The sequence below is a fragment of the Mucilaginibacter gracilis genome (assembly GCF_003633615.1).
GTDB classification, from domain to species: domain Bacteria; phylum Bacteroidota; class Bacteroidia; order Sphingobacteriales; family Sphingobacteriaceae; genus Mucilaginibacter; species Mucilaginibacter gracilis.
The window spans coordinates 3,894,414-3,914,200 of the sequence record NZ_RBKU01000001.1 but is presented as its reverse complement, the minus strand read 5'-3'; the positions used below and the strand labels follow the sequence as shown (position 1 = coordinate 3,914,200).

Annotated in this window: 26 protein-coding genes and 1 pseudogene; 5 read left to right on the top strand and 22 right to left on the bottom strand. The window is 46.8% G+C overall.

Annotation, left to right across the window (positions count from 1 at the left end; genetic code table 11):
• Positions 1 to 80: 80 nt before the first annotated feature.
• A complete protein-coding gene (locus BDD43_RS17375; protein ID WP_121198873.1) occupies positions 81 to 947 on the bottom strand; it encodes a hypothetical protein in 867 nt (288 codons plus the stop codon).
• Between the two features lie 253 nt (positions 948 to 1,200).
• Here BDD43_RS17375 and BDD43_RS17370 point away from each other — a divergent pair, with 253 nt between their 5' ends.
• Entirely contained in the window at positions 1,201 to 1,401 is a 201-nt protein-coding gene (locus BDD43_RS17370) for a hypothetical protein (protein ID WP_121198872.1), read from the top strand.
• A gap of 16 nt (positions 1,402 to 1,417) precedes the next feature.
• On the opposite strand, the gene BDD43_RS17365 is transcribed toward BDD43_RS17370, so the two are convergent.
• On the bottom strand, positions 1,418 to 1,780 hold the full coding sequence (locus BDD43_RS17365; protein ID WP_121198871.1) for a hypothetical protein: 363 nt from the start codon (positions 1,778 to 1,780) through the stop codon (positions 1,418 to 1,420).
• Between the two features lie 243 nt (positions 1,781 to 2,023).
• Between BDD43_RS17365 and BDD43_RS30135 the strand changes: the two genes are divergently transcribed.
• The 4 genes from BDD43_RS30135 (at position 2,024) to BDD43_RS17350 (ending at position 4,668) form a co-directional block, all read left to right on the top strand.
• The gene (locus BDD43_RS30135; RefSeq protein WP_162847103.1) at positions 2,024 to 2,176 is read left to right on the top strand and encodes a hypothetical protein; all 153 of its coding nucleotides are present in this window, start codon (positions 2,024 to 2,026) and stop codon (positions 2,174 to 2,176) included.
• Positions 2,173 to 3,951 (top strand): recombinase family protein, encoded by a 1,779-nt coding sequence (locus tag BDD43_RS17360; RefSeq protein ID WP_121198870.1) that lies wholly within the window; start codon positions 2,173 to 2,175, stop codon positions 3,949 to 3,951. The genes BDD43_RS30135 and BDD43_RS17360 overlap by 4 nt, the downstream gene beginning before the upstream one ends.
• Before the next feature lie 72 nt (positions 3,952 to 4,023).
• Positions 4,024 to 4,323: a hypothetical protein gene (locus BDD43_RS17355; protein WP_121198869.1), complete on the top strand. Its 300-nt coding sequence runs from the start codon at positions 4,024 to 4,026 to the stop codon at positions 4,321 to 4,323.
• Positions 4,324 to 4,377: 54 nt separating this feature from the next.
• Positions 4,378 to 4,668 (top strand): CHC2 zinc finger domain-containing protein, encoded by a 291-nt coding sequence (locus BDD43_RS17350; protein ID WP_121198868.1) that lies wholly within the window; start codon positions 4,378 to 4,380, stop codon positions 4,666 to 4,668.
• An 84-nt stretch (positions 4,669 to 4,752) separates the two neighbouring features.
• Here BDD43_RS17350 and BDD43_RS17345 read toward each other — a convergent pair whose 3' ends face one another.
• The 20 genes and pseudogenes from BDD43_RS17345 to BDD43_RS29740 form a co-directional block, all read right to left on the bottom strand.
• Entirely contained in the window at positions 4,753 to 5,298 is a 546-nt protein-coding gene (locus BDD43_RS17345) for a hypothetical protein (protein WP_121198867.1), read from the bottom strand.
• A gap of 59 nt (positions 5,299 to 5,357) precedes the next feature.
• Positions 5,358 to 6,357 (bottom strand): annotated as a pseudogene (locus BDD43_RS17340) (DUF932 domain-containing protein).
• Entirely contained in the window at positions 6,354 to 6,524 is a 171-nt protein-coding gene (locus tag BDD43_RS30130; RefSeq protein ID WP_162847102.1) for a hypothetical protein, read from the bottom strand. Before BDD43_RS30130 ends, BDD43_RS17340 begins: the two are co-directional and overlap by 4 nt.
• 4 nt (positions 6,525 to 6,528) lie before the next feature.
• Entirely contained in the window at positions 6,529 to 6,657 is a 129-nt protein-coding gene (locus tag BDD43_RS30830; protein ID WP_262707418.1) for a hypothetical protein, read from the bottom strand.
• Positions 6,658 to 6,736: 79 nt separating this feature from the next.
• A complete protein-coding gene (locus BDD43_RS17335; protein WP_121198866.1) occupies positions 6,737 to 7,285 on the bottom strand; it encodes a hypothetical protein in 549 nt (182 codons plus the stop codon).
• A gap of 471 nt (positions 7,286 to 7,756) precedes the next feature.
• Entirely contained in the window at positions 7,757 to 8,206 is a 450-nt protein-coding gene (locus BDD43_RS17325; RefSeq protein ID WP_121198864.1) for a hypothetical protein, read from the bottom strand.
• A 78-nt stretch (positions 8,207 to 8,284) separates the two neighbouring features.
• Positions 8,285 to 9,022 carry a hypothetical protein gene (locus BDD43_RS17320; RefSeq protein WP_121198863.1) on the bottom strand — a complete coding sequence of 246 codons (738 nt, stop codon included), beginning with the start codon at positions 9,020 to 9,022 and terminating at the stop codon, positions 8,285 to 8,287.
• A gap of 137 nt (positions 9,023 to 9,159) precedes the next feature.
• Positions 9,160 to 9,342 carry a histone H1 gene (locus BDD43_RS17315; protein WP_121198862.1) on the bottom strand — a complete coding sequence of 61 codons (183 nt, stop codon included), beginning with the start codon at positions 9,340 to 9,342 and terminating at the stop codon, positions 9,160 to 9,162.
• A 56-nt stretch (positions 9,343 to 9,398) separates the two neighbouring features.
• A complete protein-coding gene (locus BDD43_RS17310; RefSeq protein WP_121198861.1) occupies positions 9,399 to 10,676 on the bottom strand; it encodes a hypothetical protein in 1,278 nt (425 codons plus the stop codon).
• Between the two features lie 3 nt (positions 10,677 to 10,679).
• Positions 10,680 to 11,738, bottom strand: coding sequence for a conjugative transposon protein TraM (locus BDD43_RS17305; RefSeq protein ID WP_121198860.1), 1,059 nt, complete (start codon positions 11,736 to 11,738; stop codon positions 10,680 to 10,682).
• A 258-nt stretch (positions 11,739 to 11,996) separates the two neighbouring features.
• Positions 11,997 to 12,614 (bottom strand): conjugative transposon protein TraK, encoded by a 618-nt coding sequence (gene traK / locus BDD43_RS17300; protein WP_121198859.1) that lies wholly within the window; start codon positions 12,612 to 12,614, stop codon positions 11,997 to 11,999.
• Positions 12,615 to 12,618: 4 nt separating this feature from the next.
• On the bottom strand, positions 12,619 to 13,755 hold the full coding sequence (traJ, locus tag BDD43_RS17295) for a conjugative transposon protein TraJ (protein WP_121198858.1): 1,137 nt from the start codon (positions 13,753 to 13,755) through the stop codon (positions 12,619 to 12,621).
• Positions 13,748 to 14,377 (bottom strand): TerB family tellurite resistance protein, encoded by a 630-nt coding sequence (locus BDD43_RS17290; RefSeq protein ID WP_121198857.1) that lies wholly within the window; start codon positions 14,375 to 14,377, stop codon positions 13,748 to 13,750. Before BDD43_RS17290 ends, traJ begins: the two co-directional genes overlap by 8 nt.
• Positions 14,364 to 14,969: a hypothetical protein gene (locus BDD43_RS17285; RefSeq protein WP_246001618.1), complete on the bottom strand. Its 606-nt coding sequence runs from the start codon at positions 14,967 to 14,969 to the stop codon at positions 14,364 to 14,366. The genes BDD43_RS17290 and BDD43_RS17285 overlap by 14 nt, the downstream gene beginning before the upstream one ends.
• A 13-nt stretch (positions 14,970 to 14,982) precedes the next feature.
• Complete coding sequence (locus BDD43_RS17280) at positions 14,983 to 15,627, bottom strand: conjugal transfer protein TraI (RefSeq protein WP_246001616.1); 645 nt, start codon at positions 15,625 to 15,627, stop codon at positions 14,983 to 14,985.
• A gap of 137 nt (positions 15,628 to 15,764) precedes the next feature.
• A complete protein-coding gene (locus BDD43_RS17275) occupies positions 15,765 to 16,139 on the bottom strand; it encodes a hypothetical protein (RefSeq protein WP_121198854.1) in 375 nt (124 codons plus the stop codon).
• Between the two features lie 12 nt (positions 16,140 to 16,151).
• Positions 16,152 to 18,611: a TraG family conjugative transposon ATPase gene (locus tag BDD43_RS17270; RefSeq protein ID WP_121202013.1), complete on the bottom strand. Its 2,460-nt coding sequence runs from the start codon at positions 18,609 to 18,611 to the stop codon at positions 16,152 to 16,154.
• On the bottom strand, positions 18,592 to 18,933 hold the full coding sequence (locus BDD43_RS17265; RefSeq protein ID WP_121198853.1) for a DUF4133 domain-containing protein: 342 nt from the start codon (positions 18,931 to 18,933) through the stop codon (positions 18,592 to 18,594). Before BDD43_RS17265 ends, BDD43_RS17270 begins: the two co-directional genes overlap by 20 nt.
• Entirely contained in the window at positions 18,930 to 19,235 is a 306-nt protein-coding gene (locus tag BDD43_RS17260) for a DUF4134 domain-containing protein (protein WP_121198852.1), read from the bottom strand. The genes BDD43_RS17265 and BDD43_RS17260 overlap by 4 nt, the downstream gene beginning before the upstream one ends.
• Positions 19,223 to 19,531 (bottom strand): hypothetical protein, encoded by a 309-nt coding sequence (locus BDD43_RS29740; RefSeq protein ID WP_147425669.1) that lies wholly within the window; start codon positions 19,529 to 19,531, stop codon positions 19,223 to 19,225. The genes BDD43_RS17260 and BDD43_RS29740 overlap by 13 nt, the downstream gene beginning before the upstream one ends.
• Between the last annotated feature and the right edge of the window lie 256 nt (positions 19,532 to 19,787).

The window sequence follows — 19,787 nt, the reverse complement described above, 5'->3', positions numbered from 1 at the left end:
TCTTATGAACGCTGAATTGCATAATTAGATATTTTGTATATAGACGGATTTTACGCCCATACGTTACAGGTAAGGAGTTTTTAAGGCTTCAACCGCTCCGCCAGTTCACGGGTATGGGCATTCGGTACCAGCAAATAGGCGCGTTCCGCCCATTGCTGCGCATCTTTCCGGCCCGAATCGTTTGACGGTAGTACTTCGGCAAAGGCGTCGGCGACATTGTAAAGGATAGCAGCTGCCTGCCCGGAGAATTGGGCCATGGCCAGTTTTTTTTCTTCGGCAAAGTCCTTTTTTTTGGCCGGGTCAGCAGGCTCATTCGTGTAAAAACTTTTCACCTTTTCATACATCACTTTGTCCTGCTGCCGCGCGAAGGCGGTGTCAATGGCCATTTGTTTTCCGGCCAGCCGATAGCCCACCTTTCTCAGGCCGGTTATGTCCCGGAATTTGCGGCAATGGAACAAGGCCACGTTATCAAATGATGCTTGTTGCTGTTCGCCCAACAGGGGGTGCAGCCTTTCCGCAACGGCCATGGATTGTTCGGCTTGCGGCTTGTCGCCTGTTTTGGCTGCATAACGCCAGACATTATACACCAGGCGGCTATACAGGTCATTCGCCACGGTTTTTTGTTCGGCAGTGTCCAGCTGATCCAAGTGATTAACTATCTGGGGCACCGCTGCCGACCAGGTATTGCCGCTGTTGGCTACCAGGAACCGGAGCTCTTCTGAACCAATCTTTCCCTTACTTGGTCTGATAGTGATATATGCATTCAGAATTTCTGCGTTGTCCAAACGGAGACTTGTCCGCTTTTCCAGGTATTGGTGCAGAAATGCGCTATCGCGCTCCCCGCCCTTAAATCGGGCAGAAAGGACGCTTAGGCTATCCGCCACAACGCCCTTGCCCAGGGCTACTTTTGCAGATGCTATAAAATCGGCAGATGGCATATAAAGCATCCTAAAGCCTGGGGTACGTGGAAGAAACAGGGCCAGACTTTTTTACTGACGAACAGCAAAGGGCAAACCAATGATTACAAACTTGGTGAAGGCAATTGGTTTCCGGCCTATGCCTATACAGGCGCACTTAAACTAAAGCCTGCTTACGAAAAAAGTAAGCGGCGGTGATTATGGTAACGGCCTGAATGCGCTATCTATTAAAAAAATCACTTTTTTAGATGCCACCCATTTTAACGAAGGATTAAACGCAGGCATGTCAACCGGAAATGCTGCGGCCTGGAAGAAATCGGCAACTGGCGGAACCTACCGCATATCTGGGCATTCGGTTGAGTTTACCTATAACAATGGTACCGTCGTTAAAACATCATTTGCATTGGGTGCAAAAGGTGGGCCTATCCGGCCAGACAACGCACTCATCTTTATTGGCGGTTATGCTTATACCGACGTAGAATAAGCCATCTGCCAACAGCCTAGGATTTAACGGATTTATCAGCTGTTTTTGATACTGATGCTTTTTTAGGAGTTTTTGGTGCTACATTCGTCTTTGCTGCTGATGTACTTGTATTGGTAGCAGTATTTGCTGTTGTTACTTGTGGCTCAGCTTTTTCCTGCTTGTTCGCTGCCACCAAGCCTGCTTCGTCTATAGCTATTTCTTTAGCAATTTTTTTTGCTAAGCCTTTAGCGTCTTTTTTGATCGCCTTGTCTATTTTCTTTGAACCCGGTACAACTTTATCCGCTACCGCTTTAAGTTCCCTAACTAAAGTAGATGCGATATCTTTTTTTGCAGTTTTCCTTGCGGTTTTTACCAGTGTTCTAATTTTCTTTTTTGTCATAAACTTAGGATAAACCGCAAAGGTAGGTTATGTAAACATCAATTCAATGTTATATTTATGTTAACTATCTAACTTTAAGTTACCTTGATGTATCTCTTAAACCCAAATTATTCGACGCCTATTAAATTCGTTTTGTTTAAAGCCCGGTTTTGAAATAATCATTCGCAAGTTGCGAGCCGCTTGCGAAAATGACAAAAGCCTTTCTGCCAGATTTGCTACTTATGAAAGGAAAGGAGCAATCAAATGGTTAGTGAAAAACGTAATATTACACCGGAAAAAGCCGTTAAAATATTAAGCGAAAGCGGTGTGAAAATAACTGAAAAAAAAGCCGAAGAATTGTTGGAATTTATGTATTTTTTAGCTAAATTGATTGTAAATCAGAACTTTAAAAAATGAAAGTAGCCGATCTATATATACGGGTAAGTACCGACGAACAGGCGGATAAAGGGTACTCCCAGAGAAGCCAGGAAGAGGTACTTCGCAAGTACTGTGAAATTAGCCGGATCACTGTCCGAAACGTGATTTTTGAGGATCATTCCGCCAAGTCATTCATTCGTCCCGAATGGACAAAGCTGCTTGTATTCCTCCGCAAAAACCGTAATAAATCTGACCTTATACTTTTTACCAAGTGGGACAGATTCAGTCGTAATGCACCGGATGCCTATCAAATGATCAACACATTGAAAGGACTTGGTATTGAGCCGCAGGCGGTAGAACAACCGCTGGATATGAGTGTGCCGGAAAATAAGATGATGCTGGCAATTTACCTGACCGCTCCTGAAATTGAAAATGACCGCCGGGCATTAAACGTATTCTATGGTATGCGCCGCGCAAGGAAAGAAGGCCGGTATATGGCCACAGCGCCGATTGGCTATGTTAACCGTACACAAGAGGGTGGTGCGAAGCGGATTGTTTTTAAAGAACCTCAGGCATCTATCATGAAATGGGCATTTAACGAGATCAGCGAAGGAAAATACTCTACCGAGCAAGTTTGGAAACGGGCAAACGAGCTTGGATTGAATTGTAGCAAGAACACGTTTTGGGTAGCTATTCGTAATCCGGTCTATTGCGGCAAAATTGTCATACCGAAATTCAAAGATGAAGATATGTTTACCGTACCGGGCGTACATGATCCTTTGATTTCAGAAAGCTTATTTTATGATGTTCAGGATGTTTTAAATGGAAGGAAGCGCGAGAGTACAGGTACTACCATAGTGTCTATGAATATGCTGCCACTAAGAGGATTTTTGAACTGTTCAAAATGCACAAGAGTTTTATCGGGCAGCGCATCTAAAGGTAGAACCCAATACTACCACTATTACCATTGCTCGTCATACTGCGGGTACAGACAGAAAGCAGAAGATGTAAACGAAACATTTGTTTCTGGCTTGAAAGATTATGTGCTGGACATCAGGGCGGCAATACTATTCAAAAAAGTGATACTCGATGCATATAGCAATAGTACGCAGACTGGACGTGATGCCCGCAGACAATACATAGATCAGATTACTATTCACAATAACAAGCTAACCAAAGCCCGCGAACTGTTGCTAAACGGCGACATTGATGGTACAGACTACAAGGCTATCAAATCAGAAAATGAGCACAAGATAATCGTACTGGAGGCCAAGCTGTCAGAAATAGGAACTGAGGTGATAAAGGTGCAGGATTTGGAGCCGATTGTTGACGGTGCAATTAGTACCTTGACTAAGATTGACGTAATCTATTGGAAATCAGAGCCTGACACACAAAGAAAAATTATTGGTTCGATCTACCCCGAAAAATTCACTTTTGAGGAATTGAAAGAACGAACCGCTACGGTGAGTGATCCATTCAAAATTACCTATCTGATAAACAAGAAATTAGGGGAACAAAAAAGCGGGACAACGAACCAAGATTTGGTGTTGTCCCGCTGGGTGACCGAGGATGAAGAATTTTCGGAACATTTCATGGAAGATTTCAAGCGTTTGTCGAAGTCGGCGGAGAACGTTCTTAAATATGTCCAAGATATGATCGATGACAAGCCGGAAGAGATAAATTATGTATTTGGGGCGAAGAAGGATGCGAAACGTTTGACCAAAAAAGCCCAAAAAGCGCTGGCAGAAAAATCAAAGTTACATAATGATCAGGATTTTATAGAATTTTATAGAAAGGAAAAATCTAAAGATTAAACGGTATTAAGATGTTCATTTCAGTCTGAAAAACTACATTTTTGTGATGCCTGATATAGCATCTAATTTTAAATGGGCAGGAAACAAGATATTATTACATTAATAACAGAACAGTTAGCAAAAATCAAGGGTAACAAGTACGCTTATATTGGGCCTGATACAGTCCTGGATGAAAATTTGATCTCGATGAATTTTTCTGTGACGGTGCGCCATGCAAAGAGTGTGGTTACGGTAAGGAGTTTTATTGACGAGCCGATACGTTTAAAGGCGCAATACGATATGCGATCTGATTTTTATGACCAGGTGAACTTGCAACAATTGATTGATCGTGATTTATTGGAAGTTTCGGCTTATGTGAACCAACATATTTAGGCTTGGGAATATTGGAGCAATGACGTTACTTTTGCTTATTAAACGTTACCAGTCATGATACCTGCAAAGTTTATAGATATGCTACTGGCAAAGACTAACTTGCCAGAATTGATAACGGAGTTTAGTGAGCTTACCCGCGAAGGTGAAGAATATAAAGGCTCTTGTCCGTTTCATGGCGGTACTAATCGCACATTTTCGGTGTCGCCATCGAAACAGATATATAAGTGTTTTAAATGTGGCAAGGGCGGCAATGCGATCCGTTTTATGGTTGAATACAAAAAGCTGGACTATCCTGCGGCCGTGCGTTATTTAGCGGATCGGTTAAACCTGGAAATACCTGTTTGACCTGAATAACACCTAATCAGGAAATTTTTTACAAAAAAAGCCCTGTGTCTGTTATAACACAAGGCTTTAGCTGAATCGCCGGGTTTATATTTCTACGATCAGACCCTCTTGGCAGTCGGAAGCTTCTGCATCGGCATCCGCGCGGCTATCAAATACACGATTGTTACCGTCTTCGTCCGTGGCGATGACGGCGTGTTCCGGCACGCCGTGTAATTCCAGTACGATATAGCTGTAATTCCTATTATTAATTGGCTGAACAGGTAAATAAAAAAGATCAATAGCCAGTTTGAATTTTGGCGATTGTGCTTTATTAATGCTGTACTGTTCTAAGCAATGATTGCTGAATATGGCTAAATACCCATCAAAAAGTTGATCGGTGAATAGGCTGCCGCTTTTTGTTAAGTTTTTGCCGTACTTTTTAATGGCGCTATTCACCTGTTCGGAAATTTGAAGCCACTGGTGATAACTCAAAAACGGGTTTGTCCAGTTCGCTAATAGTTCCTCTTTGTCATTGGCTACTTTATCGGCAATGGCTTGGGTATAGCTTAAAAATTCAGGGATTTCGTCTCTAAATAAATCGAACATGATCTTTGCTTTATCAAGGTTCATTAACTGATCTATCGTTTTCATGATCTTTACATTTAATAAGGGATAAAATTGCAGGGGGAATATTTCCCCCCTGCAAATGATTAATTGAGTAATAAGGCATTACCGTATTTTGCAAACTCACCGCATAGGTCAAAGGCGGTTTGGTTGCGCTGTAGTCCCGTACCCTGCATGATGGATTTGAATTTGGCTTCATCGTCCCGGTAATTGCGGACGTTTTGATGATACCCGGTGATCGCATTATAAAAACCAAACAAAGTTCCTTTGGTCGTGTCTTCCAACTGGCTTGGGCTGTTGTAACTATAATCGAAAACTGCGGAAATGGTATTGTTGAACTGGCTGGATAGTTCGGTTTCCTTGCGTGGTCAATAGCTGATAGGTTTCTTTGTTCGGCACCATAGCCAGTTGAATGAGCCTTTTTAATTGAGGGTCGCTGATACGGATACGTGACCAACGGTTAAATATGGCTTCCAGTTCTGTACTTAACTGATCGGTTAGCCCTAACATTTTATGCGCTGATTTCAATTTTTCGGCGGCACTGGCGGTATGCCTGATCTTAATGGCGTTATTGCAGTTCTGCATAGCGGCATTTAAAGTATTGGAACACCAAATTCTGATCGGTGTAAAAGCAATGGTTATACTGCCAGTACCGTCATGCGTTGATGAAAGGAACAAGTATTGGTCGATCAGATCATCCCGCCCAATACGGATATGTTCCGGCAATTTAGCTGTCAGGAATACATTGCCCCCAAAACCAAGACTTCCGGCATAATCAAATTTAATTAAGCCGTAGTTTTTAATGATCTCATCAAAAAAAGCAAATGTTTCGGTATTCTGTACCACCTGATAATCTGCGCCAATTTTATCGCCTAATACCGCCTCGGTATCGGTACGAAAAGTAAAGAAACTGTTATCGGAAATAATATTGTTACCGCTCGGCAGCGTGTGTAGGTTCGGGTGTTTAAGTACCGTAAAATCCAGACCTGCTTCCTGTATCGCCTCTGTACTGGTCTTGCAATGGCTGACTTTCGTTCCTAAAATCTGCCATATTTGGGGTTTTACCCCGATATGTGGTGTGTTCATGCTTTTTTAAGTTTATAGTCCATTAATGTTAGTTCGTGTATTTTTACCTTTTTGGTATTGGTAATCGTGCAGGTGGCTGTTTCCTGTATTTCGGCAATGGCTTCATGCACATTTTTATGCGTGGTTTGTATGGTCGCTTTGACCAATAAAAAGATGGTATCGTACATGATTTTATAGAGTATAGCAGTTGATAAAATCTGTTAATTCCCGCTGAAACCCGGCGGGGTTCTCCTTGGCCAATTGTTCGGCGTAACCTTCCCAAAAAAGTTGGTTGGTTATCTCGATGAAAATATCTATCATTGTTTTGTAGGTTAAAGAAATTTAACAATCAAAACGTCCCCTGTACGTGCGAAATACAGGGGCGTTTTACCTATTTATTTTAAGCAGTAATGACAATTTTGGCTTCCACTTCGCCCAATTTAGCCACGCAAATGCTATTGATCTGCTGTGCTACCGTCCAAATAATCAGCGGGTTTTTAGTCGTAAACTTTTTGCGGGTATCGTCCTCAATGGTGAGGATACAGCCCGTGTAATAATTGCCCTCTGTTTCGTCGAAGTCCTCTTTCAACCCCACCTCGAAACTTTCCAGATTGTCGATAGTCGCCAGTAACTTATTGCGTTGTAAGGTCAAACGGTGCAGTTCTTCCAACACCTTGATGGTTTCGGTCAGGTTACGTACAGGTTTAACAGGTTCGGCCTTTAGTTCGGGTTTGAAATGTTCCGCTTGCGGTTGTTCGGCGACCGGTGCGGTTGAAGCCTTGACCTCTTCTTTCGGCTTTTCCGTTTCTGCGGGTTTGGCGCTGTCCTTATTAACCGGGTTACCCGCCACAAATTGCGGGTTCTTGTTTTCCTCGGTTACCGGGTTAGCGGCTTTATTAACTACTGCGTTATTTGCTCCTTTTTTGCTTTCTAATTCTGCGGTTTTCATAATTTCTATTTTTTATTGTTTCTATCTCCATTCTTATCAATTCTCTGTGTGAAAGGTCTGCGGTAACATCCTGTCCGTGTGGTGGGGCTCTGCCGTTTGTTGTTTCCATGTGCTTTTTTTTAAGTCCGCTCGCATACGCTCGCTCTCGCTTTTTATTGAGCACCTCACCTAAATAAGCCGGACGCTAAGGCAAGCCTTTTGGAAAAAAAATACGCTCCCAACACCCGCCGCGATAGCGGCAGCCAATGAAAAAAGGAGGAAGATTTTTTTTTCAAAACCGGAGGCCCGGGCTTGACGTGCGGCCGGCTTTTGAGAAATTTGTGTCAATAAATGGTGAGAAAGGGCTTAAAATCAGGGCTTTAATAAGCGAAGCCGTAAAAAAGAAAAGCACGGGCGAAAGCCGGTGCTTAAATGCGGGGAAGCTGCTGAATTGAGGTACGAAATGAAGCGGCTGGTGCCGCTGACCTGAAATTATTCTATATCAAACCTGATATCCCGCACATCAATGGTTTCTTCAAAAGCGCTTTGGCCGTATTGCGCACCAATCAGCTGGCTGTTCAGTTGTTCGAGGTCGCGAAGCAGTATATCTTCCTGTGCTGTGGTGTCACGGTATGACCAGATCAAAGACAGGTCGCACAAGTTCAATAAGTCCCCCGTCAGCTTGATAAGTTCCGGCCGGGTCAACCAGCAGGTTTCCTGGAACTGGTAAACAGAATGCACCGGCGCATCAATGCGAAGCCTCATGTATAGGCATTCATGGGCAAACCTGTACAGGTCACGCATATATTCCCGTATTTGCATCCTATCCCAATCATAGACCGGTTTCAAACCGGGGCCTTCAAGTTGCCAATAGAGCAGCGAAGCTTGTAGTTCGTCGAAATATTTTTGCAGATTTTCCAGACTGACCGGCTGATTTTTCATGGTTTGTTCTTTTCATGAATTTACGGAATATGAAGAAAATATCAAAACAATCCGTTTATAGACCTTTAGAGCCGTATATCAACGCCCGGCATCATAAAGCGCTTTATCCTGGCGTTTTAATATCTCCATCAGATCCCCGCCTGACTTAATGTATTTAAGCAATAGATTTTTATTGATCCAGGGCATCGTTTCCGCCCCGGTACAGTGCGCCGAGGTAACGGTTTTGAACTGTAATTTTTGCTCAGGCGATAAGTTTGCGGTCTTTGCTCTGCACCAGTGATGCACCAACACGGGTTTATTTGTGATACCCGGTTCTGGCAGCTGTACGGCCTTTTTAGCCCACATCAGCAGTTTTTTATACAAGGGCTGGCCTAATCTTGCCGGTACGATATCAAAGGGCATGGCGCAATAAAAGCATTCTTCAGCTTCACCGGGCAACTCATCTTTGACACGCTGTTTGATCGCTTTATTCGACAATCTTTCGGTCTTAACCGCATGCAGGTGCAGCCAGGGCGGGCTTTGCTGTTCCTGAACTTGTTTAGTCATGGTATCTTTGAATTCCAGCCGCCCGTCATGCGATAATGGCCGCGAGGTAATATTGCACCAACTGTGCGCCAAAACGAACTGTGGGCCACGCTCATCTTCCAGCTTGCCGGGCAAGTAAAAATGCTGGGTCGTCTTTTTCGCGTATTTAGAGAATTGATGATACAGCGCGTCGTCGGCAGGGAGCGGATTCTCCCCAAATTGTAACCCGCAATAAAAACAGTGTTCAGCTAACGGCGCATCCACTGTGACCGCTAAGGTATTATGATCCATAGGTGATAATTAATGAATGACATAATTAGATCAGCAAATTTAAAAAACTCTGCCCGATAAAGAAAATGCCCCACTTTTCAGCAGGGCATTCGGACATTTGTAGCTATCTTCAGGATCTTAGCGGTAATACTAAGCGATTATTTTTTCGCTTTGTGCTTTAATCCGGTGATCTCCGCCCGGCAGCCGTGGGCCAGGTTCTTGATCTCCATACAGGCTTTGCGCAGTCTTACACCTGCCGATTGGTTACCTTTGCCGTAGAATTTCACTGCGTCGGTTTCAGCAGCGTTTACCATTGCTTTCAATTTTTCAAATGTGTTCATGAATTTAATTTTAGGGTTAATATTTATTGATTCGTTTTTTAGTGATTAAGCGCAGCTTAAATGCTCATGCCCATATCTTCGCCTTTGTCTTTGGACTTACCTCTGTCTTTTCCGAGGTCAAGGTTTTGGGATGGCGCTTTCTGGAACAGTTCGCGTTTTAATTTATCGCCTTTGCCGCTATAGAAATCCATCGTTTTATAGCGGGGCTGGGCTTCCAGTAGTACTTTTTGCTCTTTATTGTCCTTGCCGGTTACAGTTACTTCGATACGATCGCCGTTTTTAATACCCTGCACGATGGCGGCTTTTTGCGCGGGATCGGCCAATTCCTTGATCTTAAACTTGTTCAGGGTCTTATCCAGGTCAAAACCGAAATTGGGATCGTTCATTTGTTTCAGCTTGTAATTGCCGTGATCGTCTTTAGGTATGCCCTGATCCAGATTGATCCAGGCGCGGTAAGTCTCGCCGCTGTTCGGATTGAGCATATTATCCCGGTGTACCGTGCGGCCCTGCACCATATTGGCCGCTTGCTGGGCGCTAAAACCGACACCTTTCTGCACGTAAAAGGTCTGGCTCACGGCGCTGCCGAAATAGGCCTGTTTAAAATCATTGTTCACGTAATTGACTGTTCCCTGCTCTTTACTGGCCAGGTTCTGTTTAGCTTCCGGGCTTTCGCCTATGGCCAGTTCACTGTTGCCTTTTTGCTTTTTAAAGAACTCAATGGCCTCATAGCCACTGTCAAAAGCTTTGACCAGCGGCCTTTCCGGGTTATCCTTATTCTCCGATATGACCATATACTGCTGCCCTGGCACCACGGGCGGTATCTTACCCGCGACCGCTTCAAACTTGTTCAGGTTATAATATTCCGATTCGTTCGATTTGCGCAAATGCAGGGTCAGATCGACGGGTAGCCCGTTGTCACCGGGCAACTGTTCCCGAACGTTAAAATAACCGGTACCTGTCCGCATCTGCGGTTCCAGTTGGTCAATACTCTGCTGGCTGAACCCCAGGTTCGCCACTTCTTTTTTGATATCTTCCAGATTGTTCAGATTCATAGCTTGTCTATTGTTTAATGAATGAGTTGTTTGTAATTCTTCGAGCAGGCGGTCTATTGGCCAGCAATAAATATGTCGGTCGTCATGACCAGACCAGCCGCCTTTATCCGCTAAGGCCTGCCGTTGCTCTTGTGCGGCACCCATCGTTTCGAAAACCTGCCAGTGATGCGGCTGCATCGTGCGATCATCCGCATACAGTTCAAAGACCACATGCGAGAAGCCCACATCCTGGGCGTCTTCCAACTGGCTGATAACCCCCGCGGCATAACTACTGCTTACCATCCGTTAAGATTTATTTACCCTAAGCAGTACCGTTACGCCGCCTTTCAATTTGACCCGGATCTTTTTAACCTTTTTGGACAGCAGCCCCGTCGCGGCGGAGATACCTGCCGTTGCGGCCTGGGTGCCTATACTTTGATCCATCGACAGGAACTGCATACCCGATAAGGCGTTAGCTGTGCCATTGCCTGCCGCTTCGCCCAGTTCTGCTTCCGGGGCATTAATGCCCGTCAACCCATCCAGAGAGAACACGGTCAGGTTGACCGGGATAATGGCCGTTCCAAGGCGAATGTTCCGAATATCCAGCAACAGCCGCTGGTTGGTAATGCTGCACGCCCCAAACAAAAGCTGCCCTTTAGGGATAATCAATTTACCCAGGTGAATGGTATCCGAAAGGCGAAGCTTAACCACGCCGCCTGGCGCGACTTTTTGGTTGCCGTCAATGATGGCTGGTATCGCTTTGAAAGCCGTATCTTCCCGGCTGAGGCTATCCGGCCGCTGCTTCAATTTGGCCGAAACCCGTTCAGGATGTTGCAGGTCAAGCAGCTTATTCATCAGCCCATCGATTTGTTTGAGTTCCGGGTCTTCAGTATTGCTTTTCTTCAAGGCCTCCACCATTTGCTGCAATTTTTCAGTTTGCGCATCCGTAGAATTGCTACGCTCACTGTAGTTTACGGGCGCAGCAGGCCTGTTCACTTCCCGGTTGATCCGCGCCAGTTTTTGATTGATCTGCGCCACACTTTCTTCCGGCTTCGGGCTGGACGACAAACGCGCCGTATCAAAACCCATCCCGGAAATAAAGCCGGACGCATCATGCTGTTTGGCGTTTATCGAATCCCGCTTTTGCTTTTCGTACAGGCTGAATTTGTCCTCCGGTGCTTTGCCCTTTTCAAAGGTGGCACCTGGTAAACTGGCGTTGATGCCTTTTTGAACAGCAGCGGTTTGCTGACCGCCCTGGCCGCCGCCCATCGCGTAGAAGATGAGGGCAATAAAAGGTATCAAAAACAAAGGCAGGAAAAGCAGGAATTTGCGCTTCCGCCTGAATTGAATGGTTTGTTGTTCCATAATGTTATTGAATTGATATTTGTTTAATAATTAATAAATGGCCCGTATCAGCAGCCAAAGGCTGGCCCCGCCGAAGGCCAGGCAGAATAAGAGCAGGGCGATCAGCTTGGAAGCTTTATCCCAGTACTGCGTTTTGCGCGACAAATAGCGGGCAACACGTAACTGGTAATTGATTATGCGATCCGCCAGTCTTTGGGCAACCGCTTCGCTACGCTGACTAAGCGGCTTTTTTTGATTTTTTACTGAACTTCCACATGGCTACTGACTTTTCGTGCTGATGTCCTTGTTTTCCAATGTTTCCCATTTTTCAATCAGGAACCCGTGCGGGTTATTATCGCTGCGGGATACATTGCGGGCAAATCCCTGTGTGACCAGGCTGCGGTTCACCGTTCCGCTCGTGCGGATCAGTTTTTCGGTAGCATAGCACTTGAAGTAAAAAGGATACTGGTTCATATCCAGCTGCACACTGTCCACTTGTACTTGCTGTGAGATATTCCCCGATACCAGGCCGGAATAAAAGTTGCTTTCCCGCAGGTTGTCATAAGCCGTTTTAGCGCTTCCATCGGCCAAATACAAAGCTTTCGTTACCGTCTCCTGTACCTGCTTTTCATCCGGATCGAGGTTGAAGAAATACTGGTGGAACATGCGGATATGATCGCGCAGCTCCACGGGTATATTATCTTTCCGGTCGGCCGCATAGGCTTCCAGCGCCTTGCCGTTGGCCAGGATATAGATATGGCTGCGGTAACTCTCCGATGAGCGGTAGCTTTGATAGACGGCAAAACAGGTGATCAGAACGCAGGCCGCGATGAGCAAATAGCTGAATCGCTTGATATGCTGAAAAGCCGTATCGATATTTTTAAGTTGTTTGAACATGGTCTTAGTCTCCTTTCAGTTTACTTTTTTGATAATCATTGCCGGATTGACCACTGCCATTATAGCCCTCCATGACGTTTTTAGGTAGATTAGCAATATTGGTTAAGCCGCGCCCCATGCGCTGGGCACCGGCACTGCCCAAACTGCTGGCGGTGCTACTCACGATGGTGGCACCGGAAGCGGTCAGGCTGGTAATGCGTTGCAGCATACCGTTGCCGCCCTGCGCGTGGACGATATAACCCGCCACGGTCGGCACCGAGAAATAGCCCACAATACCGATGAGCAGGAAAACGCAATAGGCCGTGTCGGTAGGGCTAAAGAAGGTGTCCCCGGCAGCATTGATCTGCGCGATATCCAAACGCAACATATTTTCCTGTACCTTACCGATGATGCTGCCGAAGATGTTGGCGACCGGCAGCCATAAGAACACGTTGATATAGCGCGCCAGCCATTGCACCAGACTGTTCTGCAAGCCGTCGAATACTGAAAAGCCCAGGACAAGCGGCCCGATGATAGCCAGCACGATCAAAAAGAAAGTACGCAGCGTATTGATACACAGCGATGAAGCGGCGTAAAGCACTTCCAGTACCTCCGATAACCATTGCTTGATACTGTTGCGGAACGCATAATTCTGCTTGGCCAGCCAGAATTTCACATCGTTGCCGATACCCTCGAAAACTCCCTCATTGGTATGATCGGGATCGTCCGGATGCGAATACCGATACCAGCGATCCTGGTCGCCATTCCCGTCAGTGCCCTCGTACATCTGGTAAGCCGATGAGTGTTTGATGGCATCTTCCTTTTGCTTCAGCAATTGTGCCACCGCTGTATTCGAGCTTTTGACCATATCCCCGGTTGCCACGACAATAGGCTGTAAAATCCCGTTCATGACCGGGATGACCACCGACTGAAAAAGCAGGATAGCCAGCCCCAAAGCGAAAGGCCGCAATAAAGGAAAGAAGTCAATAGCCTCGGCGCTGGCGATTTGCCGCCATACCCGGATGGCGATATACCAAAGCGCCCCGAAGCCCGCCAGGCTGCTGGCCACGCTGATGAGTTTGCCGCATTGCGGCAGCATCTCTTTGTACACATTATCCAAAACGGGCTGCAAGCCCGTCAGGCTGTTTGCCAAATCACTCATGATACATATTTTTAAGGGTTTGTAATTGATCTGCTTCCCGCTGCCGGTTCGCCTGGAGCAAACCAGCCTTGCGGTTAAAGGCCCGCAGGAATTGCAGCTTGTTATTGGTATCCGCATAGATCCGGTCAATGGCGTTCAGCCGCTCATCATCCGACATGCGCAGCTTCCCGGCGGTAATGACATTCGCCAGTTCTTCCAAGTCGGCTAAGGCCGCCTTGTTCAATTGCCCGTAGACCTTGCCCATATAGTCCAGCTCATCCAAACTGAACCTGCCGCTATTTTGAAAGCGGCTATAGGCTTTTTTGTATTCAGATACGATATGGCTTTCATCGCTGATGATATCCGCAATCCGGGCATACTTCCGTACTTCCGGGCTGACCTGTAACAAACCATCCAAAAAGACCTGGTGCAAACTGAAATTGCCTTGTGTCAGGTTCTTTACGGTGCCATAACCCTGTGTTAGAATGCTGTAGCCGTCGTACATCTGTTTGAGGATGCCTTTGAACTGCGCCAGCTTCTCCACATCCAGGATCAATTGCTGCACCTCATAGGATTGAGCGGAAGAACGTTCAAAACTGAAAGCCGAAACAAACACTACCAGCAGTACTTTAAGGCACTTCATACAGCCTCCTTTCTGTCTCCAAAACCAACAACCTGACTTGATTGCAGAAATGTTGTGTAAAACGGTATTTATCCTGCGCCGCGTCGTATAACTGATCTAACCGCTTCAGTCGTTCATCATCCGTCATTTCGGTCTTACCCGAGGTCATAACCAGTTGCAGTTCCGAAACATCCCGGTCGCATTCGGTCAGCATTTTATCCCTAACCGAACCGATATACTGTCGGTTATCAGCGGACAGGCCGGACAACTTCAGCACCTGGTCAAACAGTCCCGGAATCGCTTGCAGGTATTCCTCAATGGCGCTGGCTTTCGGATTATCTTTAATTCGCGGGTTTACGGTCTTTAAAGAATTATAATAGCCACGATGCAAGCTAAATTCGCCGTCTTTCCAGTCACCGATCACGCCTAAACCATGCTGGGAAATATCGTAACCCTTTTTTAAATAGCTGGCATAGACCTGTAAGGCTGCGATCTGTTGTCCGAGATAGCTGATCTGCGTTTTTTTCTGCGACCACCATTCCGCCCAGGTTTGCGCTCTCGCGCAAGAGCCAAGAATCAGGAGGCAGGATACAAGCCCCAAACCCCTGGTCAATAGACCTTTCTGTTTAATGGATGCCATAATAGTTTTTTAAGGTCAATAATTCGTTTTCGTCTTTTGCCCGGTGAAGACTGAGCGTAAAGTTTTCCGTATTGAAGCGCTTGAGATCGCTGCAATTGGTATCCATACGTTTAGCCGCCGCATCGATCAGCTCCAGTCGCTTTTCATCGCTCATCTGAGTTTTAAAGGAACTGATGAGCAGCATGATCTCATCCAGGTTCTTGACGCTCTCTTTCAGGATACCGCTGTAAACGCCCTGCATGTGTTCCAACTCGGTGCTGCTGAAATGCTGATCCTGCCTGAGCAGGCCCCAGGCGTGGTTATACTGGCTGACCAGCGTGGTTTGTGTTTCGGTCACGTCGCGGATACGCTGGTAATACCGGATCAATGATTTGACCGCCTGTAACTCTTTATAGTACTTTTCGTACAGGTCTTTTTGCTTTTGCGACCAGCCTGATATTTCATCGAGCTTCAGTTTGGATAACTGGTTCTCGATGGCTTTTTGCGCGTTCTGTAGCCAGATGGTCTGGTTTTGCAGTCGCTGTACTTTGAGGTCGATGGCCTTGACCACCTTTTTGATCGCTGCCTTGATCACTTCGGCGATAGCGAATTGCGCGTCTGCCTTTTCCGGCAGGGACACGAACAGCATCATCGCCGAAAGCGGCAGGATGACCATATATTTTGGTTTCATAAAAAAATGCCCCCTTTCCCCCGAACCGCAATTGCGGCTCGGGCGGTAATTGTTAGCCCCCGGCCCCCTAAAGGGGGCGAGGGATTGGTAAATAAATTTTAGTGAATTTTGTGGTAGATGCCCTTGCTGCCTACGGTGAGTGTTTGTTTTTCGGGGTCAAATGTGAGCGTTCGCCCTTTGACCATTTCCTGCAAGATGTGCGTTTGCGGGTCGTAAACACCGGACAAAGTTTCCGTTTTGTGTTTGGTGGGCTGTTTCTTGCCATTCCGGATGGCCACATACGCCGCACGGCGGGCAATCGTATAGTGCAGGTCGGTACCGGTGGTACTAACGGTTAGCGTATCACTGACGGTACTGTATTCTCCGCTCACACTTTTAACATAGGTGCCGGATATGAAATTTTTGATCGGATCGTTGCCACAGCCGGATAGGCTTACTATGGCTATCGCAGCTATTAAAACATACTTTTTCATAATTGTTGATGTTTATTTGGTTTGACGTTCTTGTTCGATCACTTCGGCCAGAGCTTTGATCCCCTCAGCCATACTGCCGTATTTTTTGGCGTATTCCTGTACCCGGATCATTTCATCTTCTTCCGTGGTGTAGCACAAATATTCGGGTACGGATAGCTCGTTACGGTAGACCTTCAGGTCTTGCCCGCCCTGGTCGATAAACACCTCGCGGTACACCCGGCCGGGTTCATTGGCTTTGTTCAGGGATAAGACCATCGCTTTAGCTTTGGCGGATAGGCCTAATACTTCCTGCAACTTATCGAACTTGTTCATGAACTTGCGCATATCCAGCAGCAGCTTGGTATCCGACAGGTTAATGACCGTTTCCTTAATGATCGGCGAACTGAGCAGGTCGTCCACTTCCTGGGTAATTAAAGCGGCGATACCGTTGAATTTACGGATCGTTTTGTAGAGAAACTTAACAAATCCTGCCATACCCGCCTTGGCGATGGCCACCCATGCCTCATCAATGGCCAGCAATTTACGCTGGCCTTTGAGCTTGCGCATCTTGGAGATAAACATTTCCATAATGATGATGGTGACCACCGGGAATAGGATGGGATGTGACTTGATATTGTCCAGTTCAAAGACAATAAAGCGCTCGTTCAGCATATTCAAATTCTCCGTAGCATTCAGCAGGTAATCGAATTCGCCGCCTTTATAATAAGGGTTGAGCACGTAAAGGAAGTTTGACATTGAAAAATCGCGCTCCTGTACCTTACCGTTCTCCAACACTTCCAGGTATTCTTCCATCAGGAAATCATAAAAGGAATTAAAGCCGGGAAAGATCAGTGGGTTCTTCGCCAAATGCACATAATACAAAGTGATCGCATTGGAGATCGCCACATATTCTGAGCGGCTATGCGGTTCATCCTCTTTTTTCCAAAGCGCCAGCAGTAGATTCTTCAAACTTTCCTTTTTCTCGGTATCCAGTACCTCACCTTTAGCCAGATAGAAAGGGTTGAAGCGGATCGGGTTATCCTCGGTATAGATAAAGTAATACCCGCCCAATAGATCGCAAAGCCCTTTATAGCTGCCGCCGATATCGATGGTCACGCAGTGGGTGCCCCGGTCATACTCGGTGCGCAGCAAATGGTTCATCACCATTGATTTACCGCCACCCGAACCGCCGCAAACAAACATATTGCGGTTGGTGATCAAACCGGTTTGCATTGGCTTATCAAACAAATCAACCTGTACGGGCCTGCCGTAAAGCCGTTCGGATAAGCGCCATCCTTTTTCCAACGATGCGTAATTGCCATCGCTGTTAAAAAAGCAGGCGGCCTGCTCTAAAAATGTATCAAATGTATCATTCATCGGAAAGTCCGCCGCGTTACCCGGCAGGCCAGCCCACCAGATCTGCGCTGCGCCATCGGTTTCCAGTTTGGCATTGGCATCCAGTTTCGCCATCGCGGAACTCACTTTGTTGCGGATCTCCTGCTTTTCGCTTTCCCTGTCCGTCCAGGTCAGTACATTGATATGCGCTTTGACCGGCAGCCTTTGCTCAGTGATCGCCTCATCCAAAAAGTCAGATACCGCGTCACGGGCAATACCATTCTCCCGGCTATAACCGGATAAGGATTGCAGCCGCAAGCGCTTTTTCTCCAGGTCTTTAAGCGTTTTCGGCCCATCACCAATAAAGATATACTGGTTAACCATATGGTTGGTATCCAGCAGTAAACCCAAAGGCGCGGCAAACCCTACACTGAAACGGGTCTGCTCCGTGCTATAACCCTCATAGTCGATCCGGCTGCCACAAAGCGCGGGCAGGTCTTCCGCATCCGAAAGCGTAAATAGCTGGCAATGATCTTCCCCAATGCGGATACCATCTTTAAGCTGTACATCCTTAATAATAGGCCGCTCATCCATACCGCTCAAAAAACAGTAACTCTCCAAAATACCGGCACGTCCTTTAGTACCCGCCAACTCATCATCGCACAGGCGGCGCAACCGGATACCGCCATCGCGCAGGATGCGCTCAAAGGCACCTGCCTTTTCCCCGAACTCTTGCAGGAATAAAGGGTTAAGGGTCTGGACAGGCACCGGGCTTTTGCGGAGTAAGACCGAGCTGGCGCTGGAAGCGGCTTTTCGGCCATTGGGTATTTTCGTCAGGAACAGGAAGGAGCGCTGGGCCAGGTAAGGGCGGCCGCTAAAGGAAGCTTCCCCGGCGGCAGACAGGAAGCTATCGCCGGGACTTAATTGCTCCCTGTAAGGCATCCGCATAAACCTGTCCTGCTGGTGGATGATCGTAAACGGCGACAATACTTTGATCGCTTTAACCCGTGCCTGGTGCATCGCTTCGTATTCCTGCGCCGAGCGGGTAAAGATAGCGGGCAATTCCACCTCGTAGCAGATCGTGATATCGCCCTGGCGGGAAATGATCATATCATTTTCCACCTTATACACCGGTAAATTATTTGCTATATCGACCATCATCAACCTTTTTTAAGTTTATAAATAGTTTTCTTGACCTGAATTTCAGGCAGCGGGGCAGGCCGTGTTTGGCCGTCTTTTTTAGTAGTCCATACTGACCGTACTTATGGCTGAGACGGAATACCGTACTGACCAAACCAGTACCCAAACCGGCTATTAAAAACAGGCAGACATATGTGTTCAGACCAGCGATATACAGGATCGCGAACAGTACCAGCAGGCCTACCAGGCCACCGGCCAGGTAACCGATATACTGCGCTTTCAGTCCCTTAAAAGTGATCGCGCGGTTAATGCCCTTATTGATCTGATAGACGCTGCTCATACGCCAAAGAATGATTTGATGACGGTTGCCACCACCACTAAGAAGATACAGGAGCCGAACCAGGCGGCTGCGACCTTATTGGTATCATGATCACCTTCATTCCATTTTCTAAACACTTTAATTGCCCCGACGATCCCCAGGATCGCACCAATGGCATACATCAGGTTACAGCCCGCATCGAAATAACCCTTGACCATACTTGTTGCCTGCTGAATCCCGGCGGCACCATCCTGCGCCTGAACAAAAAACCCTAACAAAAGTAGGGCGCAAACCAATAAAAAACTCTTTTTTAAGCGTTCCATAGGCCCTCCAACTCTTCGTTAGTGATCTCAAAGGATACGTTCTCCCGGATATGCGCATGGATCGCCGGTAGCTTAGCGCTATCCTTCAGCTCAGGATACTTTTCCGTTACCTCGCCGAACAATTCCAGAAAGTCGGCTTTGGTTCCATCCGTCTGCTCCAATTGGTAAAAGATATACTTCAACTCTTCCAGCACATCCGGTACCAAGCCCAGTTCTTCGGAACCTGGCTGCGACGCGAAATGCAGATCCTGCATACTCACCGTTTCCATCCCCTCCGGTTCCAGTCCTTTGCCCATCAGGCCGCCGTCCTGTTCCTCCTCCAATTCTTCCCGCCAGGCATCTTCCTCGCTTTTTCCCCGGCCTTTGAACAGCCCTTGGAATTCTTCCCGGTAATACAAAGCCGCTATGGCCAGGCACCAAAGTCCTCCGAATACCCCCGCAGCTACCAGGAACTGCGGCCAACTAATTGCGTGTAACATATGATTTGCTTTAGCCCCCGGCTCCATTGCCGGAGGTAAAGCAAAAGTGGCCTGACCGGCCCTGGCGGAAGCC